The sequence below is a fragment of the Rhodoferax sp. genome (genome assembly GCF_034520025.1).
GTDB lineage: Bacteria > Pseudomonadota > Gammaproteobacteria > Burkholderiales > Burkholderiaceae_C > Allorhodoferax.
Genome location: NZ_JAXHNZ010000002.1, coordinates 599,789 through 621,616, shown reverse-complemented (window position 1 = coordinate 621,616; position 21,828 = coordinate 599,789). Strand labels below are relative to the sequence as shown.

Sequence of the window (21,828 nt, the reverse complement as noted above, 5' to 3'; positions counted from 1 at the left end):
GAATTGGTGGCTGTATTCAATGGAATACGCACTAAGCCCGCCGCCAGTGCGGCCTTGGGGTCGATCAGGTGATTTTGAACACCGTCAGTACGCGCTTGCCGCCCACCTTGTGCTCGTAAGCCGCCCATTGCTTGATGCCTTTCACCAAGACCTTGTTACTCACGTCTTTGACCGGTTTTTTTGCACTCAGCTGGGCTGTGACCCAGTCTTGAATGTGGGGCAGGGTTTCGGCCTGTTGACCGGTGGGGATCAGCAGTTGTTTTCCGGCCACAGAGCCAGCTTCAGTCACGGTGATTTCAGTAGCGGGCATAGGTGTCAGGACGCGAGGGCGTCCAGTATTTCGGTCTCAATGTCGATCTGGGCCCTGTTGTGCTGAAGCTGCGAGCCATGGATCAAAAAGGTGTCTTCCACCCGCTCGCCCAGCGTCGCAACTTTGGCCAGTTGCACCACGATCTGGTGCTTGGCCAACACCCGGGCGATGCAATACAGCAGACCCAATCGGTCGCTGGCAGAAATATTGAGTAGCCAGCGCTGGGCTTTCTCATCGGGCTTCAGGGACACGCGGGGCGCAATCGGGAAGCTTTTGACCCGGCGTGACACCCTGCCGCGGCTGGGCGCCGGTAGTGGGCCTGCTTGGGCGATTGCGTGGGCCAGCCCGTTTTCCAGCAAACTGGTCATCTCGCGGTAATGCTCGTCCATATCGGCCGAGGTCACCACTTGGAAAGTGTCCAGCGCGTAACCCTTTTTGGTGGTGTGGATGCGTGCATCCAAAATGCTGAATCCACCTTGGTCAAAATAGCCACAAATACGGACAAACAAGTCCGGCTGGTCTTGGGTATAGACCACCACCTGCAGACCTTCGCCCACGGGCGAGCGGCGCACCCGGACAATCGGCTGCTCGGTCCCCACTAAGCGCGACAACTGCTTGGTGTGCCAGGCAATGTCAGTGGCATCGTGGCGCATGAAATAGCCCACATCCAGCGTGTCCCACAGGGGCTTGTGCGCCTCAAAGGGCAGGGCGTAGAGGGCCACGATGACAAGCGCCTCGCGTTTGCGCTGCTCCACCTCGGCATCTGCATCGGGGGCGCGGCCACCCAGTGCGCGCGCAGCGTAGCGGTACAGGTCTTCGAGGAGCTTGCCCTTCCATGCATTCCAGACCTTGGGGCTGGTGCCGCGGATATCAGCCACAGTCAGCAAATAAAGCGCCGTTAGATAACGCTCGTTACCCACACGCTGCGCGAATGCCTGGATCACATCAGGGTCAGACAGGTCTGACTTTTGGGCGATGCGGCTCATGGTCAGGTGTTCGCCGACCAGAAACTCGATCAGCTTGGCATCTTCAGCCGGGACTTCGTGGTGTTTGCAGAAGCGGCGCGCCTCGACGATGCCCAGCTCGGAGTGATCGCCGCCCCGGCCCTTGGCAATGTCGTGAAACAGGGATGCGATATACAAAATCCACGGCTTGTCCCAGCCGGAGGCCAGCTGAGAGCAGAACGGGTACTCGTGCGCATGTTCCACCATGAAGAAGCGACGCGCATTGCGCAACACCATCAGGATGTGCTGATCCACGGTGTACACATGGAACAGGTCGTGCTGCATCTGGCCCACGATTTTGCGGAATACCCACAGGTAGCGACCCAGCACAGAGGTCTGGTTCATCAGGCGCATGGCGTGGGTAATGCCCTCAGGCGCTTGCATGATTTTCAAGAAGGTTGCGCGGTTGACCGGATCTTTGCGGAAGCGGGCGTCCATCAGGTCGCGAGCGTTGTAGAGCGCGCGCAGGGTCCGGGCTGACAAGCCTTTCACCCCGACCGTGGTCTGGTAAACGAGAAAGGTCTCCAGAATTGCATGCGGGTTGCGGCGATACAGGTCATCGCAGGCCACATCGATCATGCCCGCTTTGTCATTGAAGTGCTCGTTGATCCGGCGTGGCGCGTGGGTGGAGGGGTTGAGCCGCTCTTCGATGTTCATCAGCAAAATCTGGTTCAGCTGGGTCACTGCCTTAGCCGCCCAGTAGTAGCGCTTCATCAGCGCTTCGCTGGCGCGCACCATTTGCTTGCGGTCTTTGTCGGCTTGCACCGGCACAAAACCAAACGACTCGGCAACTGCGTTTTGCAGGTCAAAAATCAAGCGGTCTTCGCGGCGCTTGGCAATGAAATGCAGCTTGGCGCGAATCAGCAGCAGCAGGCTTTCGTTACGCTCGATCTGCTTGACTTCAAACGCGGTGGCCAAGCCACCCCGGGCCAGATCACTCCAGTGCTCGCCGTAGCCCGCGGCCTTGGCCACCCACAAAATCACCTGCAGGTCGCGCAGACCGCCGGGGGACTCTTTGCAATTGGGCTCGAGCGAGTAGGGCGTGTCTTCAAACTTGGTGTGGCGCTGGCGCAGCTCCAAGGTCTTGGCGACAAAGAACGCCTTGGGGTCCATGGCCTGCCGATAAGCCTCTTGGAAGGTTGCCACCAGCTCCGCGCTGCCGGTGATCAGGCGGCACTCCAGCAGAGCGGTTTGCACGGTGACGTCTTTCTCGGCCTCCGACAAGCAGTCGGAGAGCGTGCGCACGCTGGAGCCGATTTCCAGGCCCACATCCCAGCAGGTGCCAATGAAACCCTCTATGCGCTTTTTGAGTTCGCTGTCGGTATCTGCAGATTGCCCATCAGGCAAAAGCACCAGCACATCCACATCGGAGTGCGGAAACAACTCTGCGCGGCCGTAGCCACCCACGGCCAGCAGCGCCAACGGCTCGCCAAGACCCGCGACCAGCCACAGTTTGCGCAGCACCTCGTCAGTCAGGTCTGCCATGTGCTGCAACACCCTGCGCACTTGGCGGCCGGTCGCCTGCGGCGAGGCCACTTGATCCAGCAACTGGCCCTTGCGGGCCCGGTAATCAGTGCGCAGTGCTTGCAGCTCGGTCATCGTGGGGCGGTCAGGCGGTCACAAAGTCAGGGGTGGCGGGGCTCCCGGCGGACAAGGTCAACACCTCATAGCCCGTGGGGGTCACAAGCACGGTGTGCTCCCACTGAGCAGACAAAGAACGGTCTTTGGTCACAATGCTCCAGCCGTCTTTTTCGGGGCCGTCTTTGATATCTTTACCGCCGGCGTTGATCATCGGCTCGATGGTGAAGGTCATGCCTTCTTTCAGCTTTTCCAGGGTGCCGGGCTTGCCGTAGTGCAGCACTTGGGGCTCTTCATGGAACACCTGGCCGATGCCGTGGCCACAGAACTCGCGCACCACGCTGAAGCCCTTACCTTCGGCAAAACGCTGGATCGCATGGCCGATGTCACCGAGGTGGATGCCGGGCTTGACCATCTGGATGCCGACCCACATGGCTTCATAGGTGACAGAGCACAGGCGCTTGGCCGCGATCGAGCAGTCGCCCACCGGGAACATGCGGCTGGTGTCGCCGTGCCAGCCGTCTTTGATGACGGTCACGTCGATGTTGACGATGTCGCCTTTTTTCAGTTGTTTGTCATTGGGAATGCCGTGGCACACCTGCTGGTTCACCGAGGTGCAGATGGACTTGGGGTACGGCGTGTTGCCACCACCGGTGTAGTTCAAGGGCGCCGGAATAGCGCCTTGCACTTGGGTGATGTAGTCGTGGGCCAGTTTGTCGAGTTCGTTGGTGGTCACGCCGGGCTGCACAAAGGGCGTGAGGTAGTCCAGAACTTCAGAGGCGAGTCTGCCCGCGATGCGCATGCCGGCAATGCCTCGGGCGTCTTTGTAAGTGATAGTCATGGGGTGTGATTATCCCATCCGACAGCCACCGCAATGCCGATGTGGAAAAGCGGGTCGCACTGGCGGGTAAAATCCGGAGTTTCCATGTGCGTACCCAGTCAGCGGCCGCGTGTGGATCACCACTCCCCAACGCTCCAGCCCATTACAAGGCCACCACAGTGACCCTGCACATCACCTCTTTCGAGGGCGGCAACGCCCTGAGCGATTTCCGCGTCCAACAACTTCTGCCCGCCCTGCACGGCGTGAGCGACAAAATCACCGGCATTGCAGCCCGTTTTGTGCACCTGGCTGCCACCGAAGCGGCGCTAGACAAGCCCCTGGCCGACAAACTGGCTGCGCTGCTGACCTACGGTGACCCGTACACGGGGCCGGTAGATGGCCCCGCGATTGTGGTGAGCCCGCGTTTCGGCACCGTGAGCCCTTGGGCCTCTAAAGCGACCGACATTGCCCACAACTGCGGCTTGGCCGTGAAGCGGGTAGAGCGCTTGGTGGAATACCGCCTGACCCTGAAGAATGGCTTGCTCAGCAAAACCGTGTTGACGCCCGAACAGTTACAGGCCGTGGCCGCTCTGCTGCACGACCGCATGACCGAAAGCGCCATGCTGGACCGTGCACAGGCGCAAGAGCTGTTTAACGCGCTGCAACCCGCGCCTATGGACCATGTGGACGTGTTGGCCGGTGGCAAAGATGCACTGGTGAAAGCCAACACCCAGTTCGGCCTGGCGCTGGCCGCTGACGAGATTGACTATTTGGTGAACGCCTTCACCACGCTGGGCCGCAACCCCACCGACGTGGAGCTGATGATGTTCGCGCAGGCTAACAGCGAGCACTGCCGCCACAAGATTTTCAACGCACAGTTCACCATCGACGGCGTGGCGCAAGCGAAGAGCATGTTCGGCATGATCCGCAACACGCACCAGCTGAACCCGCAGTACATGCTGGTCGCCTACTCGGACAACGCCTCAGTCATGGAAGGCGTACAGGTCGAGCGATTTATAGCAAAATCGGCCACTGGCGCAGGTGAAATAAGCGCGGCTAGCTATGAAAAGCATAGCAAAACCAACCATATCCTGATGAAGGTGGAAACCCACAACCACCCCACTGCCATCTCCCCATTCCCCGGTGCCTCCACCGGTGCGGGCGGCGAAATCCGTGACGAAGGCGCCACCGGCCGGGGCTCCAAGCCCAAGGCGGGCCTGACGGGCTTTACCGTCTCCAAGCTCTGGGGAAGCACCCTGGGCAAGCCCGAGCACATTGCCAGCCCGCTGCAAATCATGGTCGAAGGCCCCTTGGGCGGCGCTGCGTTCAACAACGAGTTCGGCCGACCCAACCTGCTGGGCTACTTCCGCGAGTACGAGCAAACCGTGGCTAGCGATGTGGACACCGTGGCACGCGGCTACCACAAGCCCATCATGATTGCGGGCGGTCTGGGCATCATCGATGCCGACCAGACCCACAAAATTGAATTTCCCGCAGGCAGCTTGCTGATCCAGCTGGGCGGCCCCGGCATGCGCATCGGCATGGGCGGCAGCGCGGCCAGCTCCATGGCCACGGGTGCGAACGCGGCTGAGCTGGACTTTGACTCGGTGCAGCGTGGCAACCCCGAAATCGAGCGCCGTGCCCAGGAGGTGATTAACCAGTGCTGGATGCAAGGCGAGCAGAACCCCATTTTGGCCATCCACGACGTGGGCGCCGGTGGTTTAAGTAACGCCTTCCCCGAACTGACCAATGACGCAAGCCGCGGTGCGCGCTTTAATCTGCGCGCCGTCAAGCTCGAAGAATCAGGCATGGCGCCCAAGGAAATCTGGTGCAACGAGAGCCAAGAACGTTATGTGCTGGCCATCGCCCCTGAATCATTGGCGCAGTTTGAAGCCTTGTGCGAGCGCGAGCGCTGCCCATTTGCGGTGATTGGCGTCGCCACCGAAGAGCGCCAGTTGCAGTTGGTGGACGAGGGCGCTGAGTCTCCGGTGGACATGCCCATGAACGTGTTGCTGGGCAAACCGCCCAAGATGCACCGCGACGTGCAGACCGTGGCTCGCCAATTCAAGCCGCTGGACCTGACTGGTGTGGACCTGCAGAAGGCCGTCATCGAAGTGCTGGCGCACCCCACGGTGGCCTCCAAGCGCTTCCTGATCACCATTGGCGACCGTACCGTGGGTGGCCTGACCCACCGCGACCAGATGGTCGGCCCTTGGCAAGTGCCGGTGGCCGATTGCGCGGTCACTTTGGCCGACTTCAAGGGCTTTGCCGGAGAAGCCATGTCCATGGGCGAGCGCACACCGCTGGCCGCGTTGGATGCACCGGCCTCTGGCCGTATGGCGGTTGCAGAAGCCATTACCAACTTGCTGGCTGCCCCTATCGACTTGCCGCGCGTGAAACTGTCCGCCAACTGGATGGCCGCCTGTGGCGAACCCGGCGAAGACGCGGCGCTGTATGCCACCGTCAAGGCCGTGGGCATGGAGCTGTGCCCGGCTTTGGGTATCTCCATTCCCGTGGGCAAGGATTCCTTGTCCATGCGCACACAGTGGAAGGATGAGGGCAAGGACAAAAAAGTCACATCCCCCGTGTCCCTGATCGTGAGCGGTTTCGCCACCTTGCAAGACGTGCGCGGCACACTGACACCCCAGCTCAATGCGTCTGAAGACACCACGCTGGTATTGGTGGACCTTGGTAAGGGCCAGCACCGCATGGCCGCCAGCATCCTGGCGCAGACCTTGGAGCAAGTCGGCGACAAGGTGCCCGATCTGGACGACGCTAAAGACCTAGTGAACCTGGTCAACGCGGTAAATGCATTGCGCGCCAAGGGTCAAGTATTGGCTTACCACGACCGTGGCGATGGTGGTCTGCTAGCGACCGTAGCCGAAATGGCCTTTGCCGGTCGTGTGGGGGTGGCTCTGAACGTAGACATGCTGGTCACCGAAGGCGACGGCATTTCTGACAGCCGCATGGACGTGGGCGACAGCAAAAACTGGGCAGGGCAGGTGGGTGCCCGCCGTGAAGAAGCCACACTCAAGGCCCTGTTCAGCGAGGAGCTGGGCGTGGTGCTGCAGGTGCGCACGGCTGAGCGCTCGGAGGTGATGGCTACCTTACGCGAACATGGCTTGTCCAAGTTCAGCCACTTCATCGGCAAGACACGTCCGGCAACCGATGCCATCGCTGCTGGCAAGGGCGAGCTGCAAATCTGGCGGGATGCCAAGAGCATCTTCAGCGCCAAGCTGGCCGACCTGCACCAGGTCTGGGATGCGGTCAGCTGGAAGATCGCCCAGCAGCGCGACAACCCTGTGTGCGCCGATGCCGAGCACGCCGCGGCAGGGGCCGAAAACGACCCCGGCATGCACGTTTACATGCCAAATAAGGCTCTAGCCCTCGTGGAATCTGCGCAAGCAGCTATCAAATCAGGAGTGCCTGCCACGGCTTTGCAATCACATGCGGTGATGACCAGCCGCCCGAAGATGGCAGTACTGCGCGAGCAAGGCGTGAACTCCCATGTGGAAATGGCCTATGCCTTCGCGGAAGCGGGCTTTGAGGCTTATGACGTGCACATGACCGACCTGCAAACCGGCCGCGCTAAACTGCAGGACTTCAAAGGTGTGGTGGCTTGCGGCGGTTTCAGCTATGGCGACACCTTGGGTGCCGGCATTGGCTGGGCGCGCAGCATTACGTTCAACGACGTGCTGTCTGAGCAGTTCAAGGCATTCTTTGCCCGCCAAGACACTTTTGGCTTGGGCGTGTGCAACGGCTGCCAGATGTTTGCCGAGCTGGCCGACATCATCCCCGGTGCGCAAGACTGGCCACGCTTCACCACCAACCAGAGCGAGCGCTTTGAAGCTCGCCTCTCGATGGTGGAAGTGTTGGAATCCCCGTCCCTGTTCTTTACCGATTTGGCCGGTATGCGCCTGCCCATCGCGGTGGCGCACGGCGAGGGCTACGCCAACTTCAAGTACCGTGGCAATGCCGATAAGGCCATTGCCGCCATGCGCTACGTGGACAACACGGGTGCTGCGACCGAAGCCTATCCGTTCAACCCGAACGGAAGCGCCGGTGGCCTGACGGCGGTGACTACTGCTGACGGCCGCTTTACCGCCATGATGCCGCACCCCGAGCGCGTGTTTCGCAACGTGCAGATGAGCTGGACCAGCTTGGACAAGAGCGAGTTCAGCCCGTGGATGCAGCTGTGGCGCAATGCACGCAAGTGGATGGGCTGACACCCTGATCGAAGGGGTAAAAGCCCCTTCGATCAGGCTGGGTTTCTAAGGTACGATTTCGTTCTCTAGGAAGCGCTACCGCGCAGGGAGAGCGAGTGTCTGTAGAAACTGTTGATACCCATCCCGCTTTGTCCCCCACAAAGTCTTATGTGGTGGGATTGGGGGCCTCGGCAGGGGGGCTTGAGGCGTTAACCGCCGTCGTCAAAAATTTGCCGGTCCGACTCGGTTGTGTTTATGTCGTCGCCCAGCACATGTCTGCGACCCACCGCAGTCTGATGACAGAGATTTTGGGCCGTGAAACCACACTGCCTGTGCTGGAGGCGAAGCACGGGGTTCGGCCTCAAAAAGATACGGTTTATATCGTCCCACCCGGTGCAAATTTGGTCCTGAACAAGGGCGTTTTCCGGCTAACGAAGCCCCCAGCAGAGCTCTCGCCAAAACCTTCCATCAATGTGCTGTTTCAGTCGATTGCGCAGGAATATGGTGAGCTGGGTATCGGCGTAGTCCTTTCCGGTACGGGGTCTGACGGGACCCGAGGGCTTTTGGCCATCCGGGCCGCTGGCGGGTTGACCATGGCGCAACTGCCAGAGTCGGCCAAATACGATGGCATGCCGCGCTCCGCGATTGATGCACAAGTGGTGGACAGGATCGTCACGCCTGAGAATATCGGTAGCGATTTAGAACGCTTAGTGTGCTTTGCGGAGGCACCGCCCAGCGCCGAAGCGCCTACCCAACCACCCGGCGAATTGGCGATTCTGTTCAGTAAAGTCAAAGACCACACCCGTATTGATTTTTCGAGCTACAAACTTTCCACCGTGCAGCGGCGCCTTCAACGCCGGATGCTTGCCTGCCGCACCGACCATCTGCAGGACTACCTTCACTATGTCGATGCGCATCCGGACGAGTTGGAGGCGTTGGCCAAAGAAACGCTGATTTCGGTCACCGAGTTTTTCCGGGACAAAGAGGCCTTCAGTGCGTTTGAGCGCCTGTGTGCCGATGTCTTGTCCGCCAAGCAACCGGGCGATGAGTTTCGAGCGTGGGTGATCGGGTGCGCGACCGGCGAGGAAGCCTATTCAGTGGGTATCACCCTTCTGGAGCTGATTCGCCAGGCTGACCTTCGAATTCGCTTGCATCTATTTGCCACCGACGTGGATAACGATGCCTTGGCCATTGCCCGTAAAGGCGTGTATGGCATGGCCGCGATGGCCGACATACCCACGCACTTGCTAGAGCGGTATTTTCAGCCTGTGGGTGAGGGGTACGAACCTGTCAAAACGCTCCGCGACTGTGTGACGTTTGCCCGGCAGGACGTTGCGGCCGACCCTCCGTTCCTGCGCTTGGACGTCGTGACCTGTCGCAACGTCCTGATTTACTTCAACAATGACTTGCAAAGCAGGGTGATGTCCATCATCCGCAACTCGCTCAAAGACAGTGGTCTCTTGTTTCTGGGGCGCTCTGAGACGGTGTCGCAGCAAGACAATCTGTTTTCGGTGGCAGACCGGCGTGCACGGATTTTTCATTGCAAGGTGGCTGCCGGGCCTATCACCATAGGCGCACTCGCGAATGCTTCGAGCAAGGCCAGCAGCATCGCCTTCGTTCGCAAGCCAGCGCGCACGCACGAACAAATGTTCAGTCAAGCATTGGCCCAATTTGTAGGGCCTGCCATGCTGGTGGACTCGGCGACCCGCATTCTGCATAGCAATGGCGCTGTCGGGAAGCTGATCGCGTTCCCCACGGGGAGCCCGGAGATGATTCTTGCGCAGCTCATCGTCCCAGAGCTCTCTAGCGAGCTGTTGTCGACCCTTCAGCGCAGTAACCGCGGCAAAGAACCCGTGGCCAGCCGTCGCCGCCGTATTTCCTCGCTTCAGGGGGAAACTTGGCGACTCGTCATCCGGCCGGCCTCCCTGCCCGGAGAGAGTAATTTGTTTCTGGTTGTCTTTGAAGAGGGCAAAGGCCGCGATGCCGCTGCAGATATCTCCCCTCAGTTGCCTACCTCGGCGCATGTGGATCTCAGCAATGAGCTGGACAATGCCCGTGAGCAGCTTCAGACCTTGATGGAGGAGATGGCAGCCTCGAATGAAGAGATGCAGGCATTGAATGAGGAAATTCAAGCCGCCAACGAGGAGCTACAGGCATCCAACGAAGAGTTGGAAGCGGCTAATGAGGAGCTGCAAGCCACCAACGAAGAGTTGCTCAGTGTCAATGAGGAAAGCCAAGTCAAATCGGCGGCGCTTGCGTCGATCAACAGCGAGTTTGAGAGCATGTACAACACGCTCGACTTTCCGGTGTTGGTCTTTGACACCACGCTAAGTTTGCGTCGTATCAATGGGGCAGCCGTACGTGGTTTTTCGATGCCAATGACGCACATTGGTCACCATATCAGCCGCCTCAAACTGCCTGATTATTTAGAGAGCATTGCACCCGTTTTGGAAGAGGTGGTGGTTCAAGGGACGAAGCGTGTACTCGACCGTGAACATAACGGTCGTGTCTATCAGCTCCAAGTCAACCCTGTGATGAGCATGAGTCTGTCAGTTCTAGGGGTGGTATTGGTCACACTCGACAACACGGATTTGATTGACGCGCAGCAGCGTATCCGCGAGAGCCAGGAGCAGTTAGCAGCGATCATGCAAAACTCTTTGTCTGCGGTGTCTCTCAAGGACACAGCGGGCCGCTACGAGTTTGTAAACCGCCGGTTTGAAGAGCTGTTTTCGGTGCTTGCTGCTGATGTAGTCGGTAAAACCGATCAGCAGATCTTCAATGCAGAGCAATCGGCCCAGTTGCGTGGCCACGACCTCGACACCATGCGATCAAACGGCCCGCGAGAAGCCACAGAGCGCATTGAGGTCCGCGGGCAGGTGCGTTGGCTACAAAGCATGCGTTTTCAAATCTTGGACACGAACGGTGTGGTTCGCTCGATCTGCACAGAGTCGACCGACATCACCGACAAGCGCCATGCCCAGTTGGAGCAGCGACTAGCCGCCAAAGTGTTTGACCATGCCGGCGAAGCCATTGCAGTGCTGGATCAGGAAGGTCGCATACTGCGCGTGAATCAGTCTTTCATGCGGATCACGGGCTACACCAGTGAGGAAGTGCAGGGAACGACGATGCGGCAACTCCTGTCCCAGGTGCAGGGCGATGAGTTCTATCGACATGTCGTGACGGCCGTGCAGCAAGACGGCTCGTGGCAAGGCGAGGTCGCCAGTCGGCGCAAAAGGGGCGATGTTTTCCCGCAGTGGCTGACCGTCAGCCGGGTTCTCACGGATGACTCGGTAGCCGATGTCCAAAACTACGTGTTGATGTTCAGTGACATTACGGCGATCAAGAATAGCCAGCAGCGGGTGGAGTTCATCGCCACCCATGATGAGCTCACAGGTCTGCCGAATCGCCGCCTGTTGACGGACCGATTGAAGCACGCGCTTTCGATTGCACGTTGAAACAGCTCCAAGGTTGCGCTGCTGTTTATCGACCTCGACAACTTCAAAAAAATCAATGACAGCCTCGGCCACGACGTGGGCGATGTGCTGCTGGTGCAAGCAGCTCAGCGCCTAGAGGTTTGTCTCAGAGACTCCGACACCCTCGCGCGATTGGGTGGGGATGAGTTCGTTGCGGTGATGGAACGCATTCACCTGCCTGAGCTGGAGACGATTGCCCGAAGGATCATCGATGCCATGTCGGCTTCTTTTGCGATCCAAGGACAGTTGTTGTTTGTGTCAGCCAGCATCGGCATCAGCGTGTTTCCCAACGATGGGGACGACAGCGTGGCGCTGCTTAAAAACGCAGACATCGCAATGTACTCGGCCAAGGAAAAAGGTCGAAACCAGTTCCAGTACTTCGCCAACGACATGAAAATTGCTGCCCTGCAACGACTCACACTGGAGAGCGGTTTGCGTGAGGCGCTCGAAAATGACCGTCTGTTCATGGTCTATCAACCCAAGCTCTATTTGGAAGATGGGCGTCTCATGGGCATGGAGGCGCTGTTACGGTGGAAAGATCCGTCACTCGGTAGCGTAGCGCCCTCGGTGTTTATTCCGCTCGCGGAATCCACAGGCCTGATCATTCCTTTGGGTTATTTTTCGATCCGCAGGGTTATCGCCGATATCGCGGCCTGGCGAGCTAAGGGCTTGCATGTGCCACGCACCGCTATTAACGTTTCTGCCCACCAATTGCGAGAGGTAGACTTTCTGGATCAGTTGCAGAAGATATTGAAAGAGTTCGACGTCGATGCGTCATCTATTTGCCTCGAACTCACCGAGAGTGCGCTGATGATGCAACTCGACAAGTCGATGGACTCAATGTTGCGCTGCGCAGAGCTCGGTATCCAGCTCAGTGTGGATGACTTTGGCACCGGCTACTCCTCGCTGGCGTATCTGCGCCGCTTGCCGATCCACGAGCTCAAAGTTGACCAGAGTTTTGTGGCCGGGATTGCGAGTGAGCCGGACGACCGTAGCATCGCCAAGATGATCATCAACATGGCCCACACGTTGGGGCTGCGGGTAGTGGCGGAAGGGGTGGAAACATAGGAACAAGTCGCGGCACTGGAGGCCGAGGGCTGCGAAATCGCCCAAGGCTATTACTTTTACCGACCGATGGTTGCAAAAGACATGGAAGACCTGCTGCTTCAGTTGCCCCCCTGTGTCGAAGGTTCCGCAGAACATGCATGACACCTCTCTCGATGCCCAACACACTACATTGACAGACTGTGAGTCTGAGCGCTTGCATTTGTCGGGAAAGATTCAGGGCTTCGGCGCACTGATTGTGGTGCGGTTGTCCGACTGGATCATTACCCACGCCAGTGATAACGCGGATTCTTTTTTAGGAAGTGGGATCGACCAGTGCTTGGGCACAGACGTTCGGACAGTGGGTTTCTGGTCGTTGGGGTGGGCAGATCGCATTCCGCAGACCCACGGGGAACGCTCGGAGTTGATGGATGGGCCATGGGTTTTCACACTTATTCGGAGTGGTGACTACTTGTTGATCGAATGTGAGCCGATCGGTACTGTGTCGCCCCCAATCCCCATTCACCAGCTCCACCGGGGTCTGATTCGCCCCCCCAACACTCCCGCTGAGCTTGCCGCATACCAGGAAACCTTGGTACAGCATCTGTTGGCGATCACCGGCATGAATAGGGTCATGGTCTACCGATTCCGAGACGATTGGAGCGGTGAGGTCATAGCAGAAGCCACAGACCGTCCCTTGGGCAGTTACATGGGCCTGCGGTTTCCGGCAGGCGATATCCCCGCCATCGCACGCAAGTTGTATGAACAAAACCCGATACGCACAATCCCGGATGTGGAAGGGCCCGAATACGTTATCCGGTCCCTGATTGCCGAAGCACCAGACTTGTCATTTTCTGACCTGCGCAGTGTCTCTCCCATGCACCAGATGTACCTGCGAAATATGGGGGTAGCAGCATCTTTGTCACTACCGGTGTTAATTGGCGGGCAGCTGTGGGGCCTGGTGGTGGGGCACAGCTATGCTGGGCCGTGTTTGCTCAGCCATGACCAGCGGCATTGCGCTGTCTTGCTGGCGAATGCTTATGCCCTAGGACTGGCCAATTACCGTGCAGCGGAAAGTTTGCGGCTTGTCGATTCGGTGGATCGGCGAGTCCATGCCGCACTGCAATCTATGCTGCAGGCAGACCACCCATTTGATGCCCTTCACACCTGTGCGCATGCATTGCAGCAGCTCATGGAGGCAGATGCGGTTGCAGTGGCCATGGAAGACCGTGCGGCCCTCGCAGGCGAAGGTTTGAACTTGGATGCATTGGCCGACTTCGACCGCTGGTTTGTCGAGGAGTATGAGGATTATTTGTTGATGTCACACCGGCTCACGGAGTTCGGCGTTCATTCTTACGCCGTTGCGACGCTTTTTGCAGGTGTGTTGGCGGTCAGGGCTTGGAGCGCACAACGCGGCTGGTTGCGTTTTTACTGGTTTCGTCTAAGTGAGTCGCAGCAGATCACATGGGCGGGACATCCTGACAAGCCGCGCGAGGCCGCGTCGGCGGCGCTGAGTCCAAGGCGTTCGTTTGAAAAATGGGTGGAAATACGTCACGGGAATAGCCGCGAGTGGACTTCTGCCCATCGGCTGAGTGCGCTGCGGGTGCGGGCGGTTGCGGGGCGCTCTTTGTGAACAACTCCGTTCGATTGATTTTGCAACAAGGAACAAGCGCAGCCCACCGTGCCTTAAACCGGCTTCCGAGGGTGAGACGCCTGCTCAGCGACTCGCTGTCGATTGCAGACCATGCGGATACCTTGCGTGGCCTTATTGCCGTAGCTCAAACTGCAGAATCAGCGCTTGAGCGTTGGAGTGCTGTTCACCCGCAAGGGCATTGGAAGCATCCCGGCTTGTCCGCCAGGGGAAAACTCGACCTGGTTGCGTTGGGTGAATGCAGTGGACCTTTGCCCGAGGCACACACCCTTGAAGTTCGGACTTTCGCCGACTATATGGGCGTGCTGTATGTGTTGGAGGGGTCTGCACTCGGAGGTCAGTTTATTGCGCGCCAGTGGAAAAGTCGTGGGCACACCTTGCGGCCTTCTCTCTATTTTGTCGATCCATCCGAGTCGGTGACACTGCGCTGGCAGGAGTTTTGTGGGCGGCTGGAGGCGGCCGTGCCGCCCAGTATGGTGGATGAAGCAGTTGCCGCGGCTGTGCAGACATTTGCGACGTTCCACGAGGTTATGTCGGAGCCGGTACATTCGCGGGCTTGAAGCGCGGGTGTTTGTCACCAAATAGTCCACACATGTCGCCCATCTTGGGAGGCGGCTTTTACTTAGGAAGTTTTCATGTCCGATCTAATCCACACACTTCAGTGGCGTTACGCCGCCAAAAAACTTGACCCCACTAAAGTGGTACCGCAAGACAAGCTGGACCGCATCTTGGAAGCCGTGCGCCTGACGGCCACCTCCAGCGGCTTGCAGCCCTATGAGCTGATCGTCGTGAGCAACAAAGAGTTGCGGGAAAAAATCATACCCGTGGCCTGGAACCAAGCCCAGATCACCGATGGCTCGCACCTGTTGGTATTCGCTGCCTGGGACAACTACACCGCGGAGCGCATCAATGCGTCTTTCGACCTGGTGAATACTGAGCGCGGATTCGTGAACGAAGGTTGGGAAAACTACCGCAAGATGATTTTGGGGGCCTACGTGCCCCGCGAGGCCGAGGTGAACTACCAGCACGCAGCCCGCCAAGCCTATATTGGCGTGGGCACCGCCCTGATTGCGGCTGCTGAAGAAAAGGTCGACGCGACCCCCATGGAAGGTTTTGACCCCAAAGCCGTGGACGAAATCCTGGGCCTGGACAAGCGCGGCTTGCGCAGCGTGGTGATCATGCCCCTGGGCTACCGAGCCGAGGAAGGCGATTGGTTGGTAAACCTGAAAAAAGTGCGCCGCAGCCGTGAACACTTTGTCACTGAGCTGAAGTGAACTATCTGCGCCGTCTGTTTCAGCCTCGCAAGCCGGCCTTCTGGCTCATGCTGGTGTTGAATGCACTGTCGACGGCGCTGGTTTGGATCGTGCAACACCACACACTGCAGCCCGCAGCGGCCACCGCAGTGGTGGTGTTTGCGGTGGGCAACATGGTGCTGGGGCTTTACTTTATGCGCCAACTGCTGCAAACGCAGGCGCCTGAAAAGCGCAGACCCCAACGCCCCCACTAAGCGGTCAGTGTCCGAACTCTTGTTTCGGGCGGGTTTTGTGGAAAGTCATCGGCACGCCTTGCGCAGCTTCCAGTAGCTCCAGGCGGCTTTGGCTGGCGACACCGGTTTTCATCTTGCCGACCACATGCATTTCGCAGGGTTTGCAATCAAACCGCAGGGTAAGCTTCTCTTTGCCATTGATCAGTTGCAAGGGTTCGGCCTTGACCTGCCCTTGCACCCCCGTCACGCCCTTGGCTTGCTTGGGGCACAGGCTGAGCGAAAAGCGCACGCAGTGCTTGGTGATCATCAAGCTCACTTCACCCAACTCTTCAATCGCCTCATAAGCGGGCGCAATGACTTTCACCCCGTGCTTGGCGTAAAAACCGTGCGCTGCCTGGTTGAACACGTTGGCCAGGTAGCTGAGCGTGTCCTCCGGATACGCCACCGGTGGCTCCACCACATGGCCGGCTGCTAAACGCACAAAGCCCCCCTTGCGGGCACGCTCCAGGGCCTCGACAGCTTCGCGCCGCAAGGGGTTCAGCACCGACGCTGGCACAAACCATGGCTGGCTGAATTGCACTTGCACATCGAGTGTGGCAAAAATCGTGGTGCCCATTTTGCTCACGTTCGCGCGCAGCGTGTCGAGCGCCGTCGCCGGGTCTTTGGCCAGCTCCAACGGCATGCTGGTGCTGGCGGTGGCGGTAAAGCCGTCTTCGTCGGTCAAGGTCAGTGCCATGCCGCCATCGGTTTCCGCCAACACCGCCCAGATAGCAATGCGGCGGTCGCTGCTCTTTTTATCGAGCACCCGGGTCCAGTTCACATCCCGGTTGCGGTTGACCTCGACCCCCTTGCGCAGGTCCTTAAGCCCGGGGAGGGGGTCCTTGGGGAACACGCGCCACAAACCCTTGGCCGCGTTGATGGCTTCGGCCCGGTTAATGGCCAAGCCCGCCAACTCTTTTTGCAAGTCGTAGTAGCAGAGACCGTCGCCATTGCTCAGCGTCTTGCTGCGGTCACTCAGCTCCAGCTCCACGCTGTCGGCGTTCACCTTGGTGACGTAGCCAATCGGCTGGCCGGGGTTTTTGGGCGTATCGAAGGCGCCAATGTCGATCTGCCGGCCTTGCACAAAGTAGTCGGTGAACTCGCGGTTGAAGTTCTGGTTGGGATCCGGCTCAAACGTGAAGCTGGTGCTACCGCTGCTGCTACGGGCCAGGGGTTGGTCTGAGTACTGGCGGTCTTCGATCAGGCGGTCGAGCAGCTTGCGGTAGTGGGCGGTGATGTTCCTCACATAACCCATGTCCTTGTAGCGCCCCTCGATTTTGAAGCTGCGGATGCCCGCATCCACCAAAGCGGCCAGATTCTCGCTCTGGTTGTTGTCTTTCATCGAGAGCACATGCTTGTCATGGGCGACGAAGCGGCCTTTGTCGTCTACCACCTGGTAGGGCAGGCGACAGGCTTGGCTGCACTCACCCCGGTTGGCACTGCGGCCGGTGTGGGCTGCGCTGATGTAACACTGGCCGCTGTAGGCCACGCACAGTGCACCATGGATGAAAAACTCCAGCGTGCATTTTTCAGGGTCCGTCGCCGCACGAATGGCCGCAATTTGCCGGGCCGTGAGTTCGCGCGCCAGCACGATTTGGGACAAGCCCACATCTTGCAAAAAGCGCGCCTTCTCGGGCGTGCGAATGTCTGTCTGGGTACTGGCGTGTAGCTGCAGCGGCGGCATGTCGATCGCCAGCAAGCCCATGTCCTGCACGATCAAGGCATCCACACCCGCCTCGTACAACTGCCAAGCCTGCTTGCGGGCGGGCTCGAGCTCGTCATCCCGCAGGATGGTGTTCATCGTGACAAAAATGCGGCTGTTGAAGCGATGGGCGTGGGCGACCAGACGCTCGATATCGGCAATGCTGTTGTCGGCGCTGGACCGTGCGCCAAAGCCGGGCCCGCCGATGTAAACCGCATCGGCACCATGGTTCACCGCCTCGACGCCGATCTCGGCGGTACGGGCGGGAGCCAGCAATTCGAGTTGAAAATCTTGCAAAGACATGGGGGGGCATTATCCCGCAGCGTGGCCCCGCCGGCGCGCGGGCTGCCGCTACACTCACCGGCTCCCATGCCTCACACACTCATCACCCATTGGCCCCGCGTTTTGCTGTTGTGGGGCTGCGGCATTTTGGCGGCCATGCAGTTCGCCAAGGTGTCCCTCGCGTTTGCTTTGTTGCAGCAGCAGTTTGGCGTGAGCGCCACCCAGATGGGGTGGGCGCTGTCAGTCGTGGGGGTTGTGGGCTTGAGTCTGGGCGTCAGCATGGGTTTGTTGGCCCCGCGCATCGGCTACCGGCGTCTGCTGTGCGGTGGCATGCTGCTGGGCGCGGTGCTCGCGGGCATGCAGGCACTGGACTTGCCGTTTCATTGGTTTGTGGTGACCCGGGTGCTGGAAGGAGCGTCGCACCTGGCCGTGGTGGTGGCTGCGCCCACGCTCCTGTCAGGCACCACTGCTGCACGTCACCGCTCCATTGCCATGGGCTTGTGGAGCACCTTTGTGGGCACCGCGTTCGCGCTCACCGCCGCAGGAGGGCAGCAGTTTTTGGCGTATGCCGGTGTGCCCTCCATGTTTGCACTGCATGCGTTGCTGCTGCTCATGGCAGCGGTACTGGCTTGGGTCGTATTGCCCTTGGACCAGCCGCCGCCCGCCACCGCCGCCCATGGAGCCGGTTTGCTGGCACGCCATGTGCGCACCTATACCGACTGGCGCACCGCACTACCGGGCCTGTGTTTCTTTTGCTATACCGGCATGGCGGTGGCGCTGTTGACGTTTCTACCCAGGGGGCTGACCGACACAGACCGCTGGGCCGCCACGGTATTGCCCCTGATGGGCATCGCCGGCACTTTTGGTGCGGGGTGGCTCACCCAGCGGAGTAGCCCCTTGCGCTTGCTACGAATGCTGTATCCCAGCCTTGGCCTGGCAGGCGTTTTATGTGCTTGGAGCGCCATGACCGGCTGGGGCTACGTCGAGGCGGCCATCGCCTTGATGCTGATCTCCGGCCTGGCCGGGGGCAGCGCGTTTGCTCTGATTCCCCACCTCAACCACGACAGCGCTCAACAAGCCCGGGCCAACGGCGCAGTTGCCCAAATGGGCAATCTGGGCGCTACGCTAGGGCCACCCCTTTTTGCATGGTCCACCGCCATGCACAACGCTTGGGGGCTTGCAATACCGGTGCTTTTGTTAGCGTCGACCGGCGCTGTGCTCACCCAATGGGGCAGCATCATGCAACGGTCTGCCACCGGCAAGCCTCAAAGCCCTTGAAACGGCCATGACCCCCCGCCGCTTGGACACCTTGGACGCTGTGCGTGGTTTGGCCATGGTGTGGATGACGGTGTTTCACTTTTGCTTCGACCTGAACAACGCTGGCGTCATCCAACAAAACTTTTTGCAAGACCCCGTCTGGACGTGGCAGCGCACTGCCATCCTCAGCCTGTTTTTGTGCTGTGCGGGCGCCGGACAGGCGCTGGCTCATGCCTGCGGCCAGAGCGGGTGGCAGTTCGCACGGCGTTGGCTCCAGATTGCTGCCGCCGCTACGTTGGTGTCGGTGGGTTCATGGTTCATGTTTCCCGGCAGCTATATCTATTTCGGGGTGTTGCACGCCATGGCGGTGATGCTGCTCATCACCCGCCTGGCAGCACCACTGGGGCTTGGCTGCGGTTTGCTGGGCCTTACGATCATTGCTACGCATTTCATAGCAGGTAGCGCAATATCTAATTGGGCTAGCGCTCAATTTGGCTTAGATATGAATGGCCGTGCCTTGAACTGGATCGGGTGGGTTACCCGCCTGCCGCGGACTGAAGACTATGTGCCCCTGTTTCCGTGGCTGGGCGTCATGTTGCTGGGTTTTGCGTTCATGCACGGGTGGCAGCGCCAACCCCGCACAGGGCGGCTGCCACTGCCAGAAGCCCTGACGCGGCAGCTGGCAGCACTGGGGCAGTGGAGTTTGAGTTACTACCTGCTGCACCAGCCGGTGTTGTTGGGCCTGCTTTGGTTGGCCGGAGTAGGCCGCTAGCTTTACGGCCGCACACCCTCGCCGGGTGCAGCGGACTTGGGGTGCAAGCCAGTGCCAGGCAACAAAAAAGCGGCCGACGCCGCTTGAGTGGAATCAGCCTGTAGAGGCTTATTCGACCTTGGCTTTAGCGCGCAGGTCTTCCTGGAACTTGGCAATCTTTTGTTGCTGCAGTTGCTGGGTGATTTGCGGCTTCACATCTTCGTACTTGGGCAATTGGGCTTCGCGCATGTCATCCAGGCGGATGATGTGGAAACCGAACTGGGTCTTGACTGGTGTATCGGTCATCTTGCCTTTGGACAAGGCCATCAGCGCGTCCGAGAACTCTTTCACGTAGCTGCTGGCGTTGGCCCAATCGAGGTCACCCCCGTTGGCGCCGGAACCTGGGTCTTTGGAATTCTTCTTGGCCAGATCTTCAAACTTGGCGCCTTTTTTCAGCTGGGCAATCAGCGCCTTCGCTTGGTCTTCTTTTTCCACCAGGATGTGGCGGGCGCGATACTCTTTACCGGCGTTGGCCGAGGCAAATTTGTCGTATTCAGCCTTGGTTTCTTCGTCGGTGACCGGGTTCTTTTTCTGGAAATCGGCAAACAACTCGCGGATCAGGATGGACTGGCGAGTCAGGTCGAGCTGATTCTTGTAGTCATCGGTCGCGTCCAAGCCGCGGGCCTGCGCTTCTTGCACAAAAATTTCGCGGGCGATGATTTCCTCGCGCATCTGGCCTTGCATTTCAGGCGTTACCGGGCGGCCGGAGCGGGCGACCTGCTGGGCCAGGGCTTCCATGCGCGCAGTGGGAACTGCCTTGCCGTTCACGATGGCAATGTTCTGCGCCACAGCGCCTTGGGAGACCGCCATCAGGCTGGCTACAGCCAAGGAGGACAAAATGTGCTTCTTCATACCGTTTCCTTCAGGAATGCTTAAATCTTAGTGTTGCCAGAGGGCGAGGCTTCGGCCTCAATGGCCAAGGCATGGAGGCCTTGATCAATGAAATCTTGCAACGAATCATACACAAGGCGATGCCGTGCTACCCGGCTCAAACCGGTAAATAAAGGTGAAGCAATTCGAACCCGGAAATGGGTACCGACACCACTGTCGTTGGCACCTACATGGCCGGCGTGCTGATAGCTTTCATCGATGACTTCGAGGCGTAGCGGCTGCAGTTTGGCTTGCAGGCGCTGCTCCAGGTTGTGGGCAGTGGGAGCTTGGGCGCTCATGGCTTAGGGGGCTCCTCGGGTGCGCTATCCCCCTTGAGGTACGGCGAAATATAGAGACCTTGGCCGATCAAAAAGGCCAGCGGGAACACATAGCCCCAGAGTTTGAAGTTGGCCCATGAGTCTTCGCTGAAATACGCGGCGACATATCCGTTACTCACTGCCATGAACAGGGTGTAGCCGATCCAAGCGATATTGAGCTTGTGCCACACCGGGTCGGGGAGCTCCAGCTGGCTGCCCAACATGGACTTGAGGAAGTTGATCTTCATGCCCCACATCGCCACGGCCAGTGCAATCGCCATGCCCGCGTACAACACGGTGGGCTTCCACATGATGAAGCGTTTGTCGTGCAACGCAAGCGTGATACCGCCAAACACCAGAATCATGCCCAAGGTGATCTTGTGCATGGTAGTGAGCTTTTTGTCGATCCAATAGATGATCGCCATTTGCGCCACGGTGGCTGCCATGAGCACCGGCGTGGCGAAATAGATCGCTTCGTCTTTACTGATGCCGAAGGTGTCATGCAGCTTGTAGGCCGCAAAGAACAAGAGGATGGGGATGAAGTCGAGGAGTGTTTTCATTTGGGCGTGAAGTGTAGCGAGGCCGAGTTCATGCAGTAGCGCAAGCCGGTGTCGGTAGGGCCATCTGGGAACACATGACCCAAGTGCGCGCCGCACTGGCTGCACACGGTCTCCACCCGCACCATGCCATGGCTGCGGTCGGTGATTTCGGTGATCGCACCCGGAATCGCGAGCGAAAAGCTGGGCCAACCGCAATGCGCGTCAAACTTGGTGCCGGAGTCAAACAGCTTGGCGCTGCAGCACATGCAGTGATAGCTGCCGTCGGCCCAGTGGCCCTCAAACTTGCCGGTAAACGGCCGCTCGGTGGCGGCGTGGCGGGTCACCTGAAACGCGACCGGCTCCGCGCCTTTTTCGGCGAGCAGGGCTTTCCATTCAGCGTCGGTTTTTTGGATAGGGAAGGTCATGGAAACTCCAATGGG

Annotated in this window: 17 protein-coding genes and 1 pseudogene; 10 read left to right on the top strand and 8 right to left on the bottom strand. The window is 59.2% G+C overall.

Translation table 11 applies throughout. The features are described from left to right. Window positions 1-64: 64 nt before the first annotated feature. The 3 genes from U5L73_RS11130 to map are packed head-to-tail and all read right to left on the bottom strand — an operon-like array spanning window position 65 to window position 3,733. Window positions 65-310 carry a hypothetical protein gene (locus U5L73_RS11130; protein ID WP_322562410.1) on the bottom strand — a complete coding sequence of 82 codons (246 nt, stop codon included), beginning with the start codon at window positions 308-310 and terminating at the stop codon, window positions 65-67. A gap of 5 nt (window positions 311-315) precedes the next feature. After that, window positions 316-2,913 (bottom strand): [protein-PII] uridylyltransferase, encoded by a 2,598-nt coding sequence (locus tag U5L73_RS11125; protein WP_322562409.1) that lies wholly within the window; start codon window positions 2,911-2,913, stop codon window positions 316-318. A 10-nt stretch (window positions 2,914-2,923) separates the two neighbouring features. Further along, complete coding sequence (gene map / locus U5L73_RS11120; RefSeq protein WP_322562408.1) at window positions 2,924-3,733, bottom strand: type I methionyl aminopeptidase; 810 nt, start codon at window positions 3,731-3,733, stop codon at window positions 2,924-2,926. Between the two features lie 158 nt (window positions 3,734-3,891). Here map and purL point away from each other — a divergent pair, with 158 nt between their 5' ends. From purL to U5L73_RS11085, 8 genes and pseudogenes are all read left to right on the top strand, one after another. After that, on the top strand, window positions 3,892-7,938 hold the full coding sequence (purL, locus tag U5L73_RS11115; protein ID WP_322563501.1) for a phosphoribosylformylglycinamidine synthase: 4,047 nt from the start codon (window positions 3,892-3,894) through the stop codon (window positions 7,936-7,938). A gap of 95 nt (window positions 7,939-8,033) precedes the next feature. Next, entirely contained in the window at window positions 8,034-11,372 is a 3,339-nt protein-coding gene (locus tag U5L73_RS11110) for a chemotaxis protein CheB (RefSeq protein ID WP_322562407.1), read from the top strand. A gap of 15 nt (window positions 11,373-11,387) precedes the next feature. Beyond that, a pseudogene (locus tag U5L73_RS17310) lies at window positions 11,388-11,756 on the top strand (diguanylate cyclase domain-containing protein); the annotation flags it as partial. Between the two features lie 24 nt (window positions 11,757-11,780). Then, a complete protein-coding gene (locus tag U5L73_RS17305) occupies window positions 11,781-12,458 on the top strand; it encodes a putative bifunctional diguanylate cyclase/phosphodiesterase (RefSeq protein WP_416221334.1) in 678 nt (225 codons plus the stop codon). 133 nt (window positions 12,459-12,591) lie between these two features. Beyond that, on the top strand, window positions 12,592-14,067 hold the full coding sequence (locus U5L73_RS11100; protein WP_322562406.1) for a GAF domain-containing protein: 1,476 nt from the start codon (window positions 12,592-12,594) through the stop codon (window positions 14,065-14,067). Further along, window positions 14,064-14,645, top strand: a complete 582-nt coding sequence (locus U5L73_RS11095) for a biliverdin-producing heme oxygenase (RefSeq protein ID WP_322562405.1) — start codon at window positions 14,064-14,066, stop codon at window positions 14,643-14,645. Before U5L73_RS11100 ends, U5L73_RS11095 begins: the two co-directional genes overlap by 4 nt. Window positions 14,646-14,720: 75 nt before the next feature. Further along, entirely contained in the window at window positions 14,721-15,359 is a 639-nt protein-coding gene (locus tag U5L73_RS11090) for an NAD(P)H-dependent oxidoreductase (RefSeq protein WP_322562404.1), read from the top strand. After that, the gene (locus tag U5L73_RS11085) at window positions 15,356-15,592 is read left to right on the top strand and encodes a hypothetical protein (RefSeq protein ID WP_322562403.1); all 237 of its coding nucleotides are present in this window, start codon (window positions 15,356-15,358) and stop codon (window positions 15,590-15,592) included. Before U5L73_RS11090 ends, U5L73_RS11085 begins: the two co-directional genes overlap by 4 nt. Before the next feature lie 4 nt (window positions 15,593-15,596). On the opposite strand, the gene U5L73_RS11080 is transcribed toward U5L73_RS11085, so the two are convergent. Continuing rightward, window positions 15,597-17,615, bottom strand: coding sequence for a U32 family peptidase (locus U5L73_RS11080; RefSeq protein WP_322562402.1), 2,019 nt, complete (start codon window positions 17,613-17,615; stop codon window positions 15,597-15,599). A gap of 66 nt (window positions 17,616-17,681) precedes the next feature. On the opposite strand from U5L73_RS11080, the gene U5L73_RS11075 reads away from it, so the two are divergent. Continuing rightward, window positions 17,682-18,872, top strand: coding sequence for an MFS transporter (locus U5L73_RS11075; protein WP_322562401.1), 1,191 nt, complete (start codon window positions 17,682-17,684; stop codon window positions 18,870-18,872). A 7-nt stretch (window positions 18,873-18,879) separates the two neighbouring features. Beyond that, a complete protein-coding gene (locus U5L73_RS11070; RefSeq protein ID WP_322562400.1) occupies window positions 18,880-19,623 on the top strand; it encodes a heparan-alpha-glucosaminide N-acetyltransferase in 744 nt (247 codons plus the stop codon). A gap of 108 nt (window positions 19,624-19,731) precedes the next feature. Here U5L73_RS11070 and U5L73_RS11065 read toward each other — a convergent pair whose 3' ends face one another. The 4 genes from U5L73_RS11065 to msrB are packed head-to-tail and all read right to left on the bottom strand — an operon-like array spanning window position 19,732 to window position 21,813. Continuing rightward, on the bottom strand, window positions 19,732-20,514 hold the full coding sequence (locus U5L73_RS11065) for a foldase protein PrsA (RefSeq protein WP_322562399.1): 783 nt from the start codon (window positions 20,512-20,514) through the stop codon (window positions 19,732-19,734). Window positions 20,515-20,534: 20 nt separating this feature from the next. Then, on the bottom strand, window positions 20,535-20,831 hold the full coding sequence (locus U5L73_RS11060) for a BolA family protein (protein WP_322562398.1): 297 nt from the start codon (window positions 20,829-20,831) through the stop codon (window positions 20,535-20,537). Further along, entirely contained in the window at window positions 20,828-21,409 is a 582-nt protein-coding gene (locus tag U5L73_RS11055) for a septation protein A (RefSeq protein ID WP_322562397.1), read from the bottom strand. Before U5L73_RS11055 ends, U5L73_RS11060 begins: the two co-directional genes overlap by 4 nt. Further along, entirely contained in the window at window positions 21,406-21,813 is a 408-nt protein-coding gene (msrB, locus tag U5L73_RS11050) for a peptide-methionine (R)-S-oxide reductase MsrB (protein WP_322562396.1), read from the bottom strand. Before msrB ends, U5L73_RS11055 begins: the two co-directional genes overlap by 4 nt. Between the last annotated feature and the right edge of the window lie 15 nt (window positions 21,814-21,828).

Coding starts and splice junctions, on each gene's coding strand:
- U5L73_RS11130 (WP_322562410.1), bottom strand. CDS start 310: ATGCCCGCTACTGAAATCACCGTGACTGAAGCTGGCTCTGTGGCCGGA.
- U5L73_RS11055 (WP_322562397.1), bottom strand. CDS start 21,409: ATGAAAACACTCCTCGACTTCATCCCCATCCTCTTGTTCTTTGCGGCC.
- U5L73_RS11090 (WP_322562404.1), top strand. CDS start 14,721: ATGTCCGATCTAATCCACACACTTCAGTGGCGTTACGCCGCCAAAAAA.
- U5L73_RS11060 (WP_322562398.1), bottom strand. CDS start 20,831: ATGAGCGCCCAAGCTCCCACTGCCCACAACCTGGAGCAGCGCCTGCAA.
- U5L73_RS11100 (WP_322562406.1), top strand. CDS start 12,592: ATGCATGACACCTCTCTCGATGCCCAACACACTACATTGACAGACTGT.
- map (WP_322562408.1), bottom strand. CDS start 3,733: ATGACTATCACTTACAAAGACGCCCGAGGCATTGCCGGCATGCGCATC.
- msrB (WP_322562396.1), bottom strand. CDS start 21,813: ATGACCTTCCCTATCCAAAAAACCGACGCTGAATGGAAAGCCCTGCTC.
- U5L73_RS11075 (WP_322562401.1), top strand. CDS start 17,682: ATGCCTCACACACTCATCACCCATTGGCCCCGCGTTTTGCTGTTGTGG.
- U5L73_RS11070 (WP_322562400.1), top strand. CDS start 18,880: ATGACCCCCCGCCGCTTGGACACCTTGGACGCTGTGCGTGGTTTGGCC.
- U5L73_RS17305 (WP_416221334.1), top strand. CDS start 11,781: ATGAAAATTGCTGCCCTGCAACGACTCACACTGGAGAGCGGTTTGCGT.
- U5L73_RS11065 (WP_322562399.1), bottom strand. CDS start 20,514: ATGAAGAAGCACATTTTGTCCTCCTTGGCTGTAGCCAGCCTGATGGCG.
- U5L73_RS11125 (WP_322562409.1), bottom strand. CDS start 2,913: ATGACCGAGCTGCAAGCACTGCGCACTGATTACCGGGCCCGCAAGGGC.
- U5L73_RS11080 (WP_322562402.1), bottom strand. CDS start 17,615: ATGTCTTTGCAAGATTTTCAACTCGAATTGCTGGCTCCCGCCCGTACC.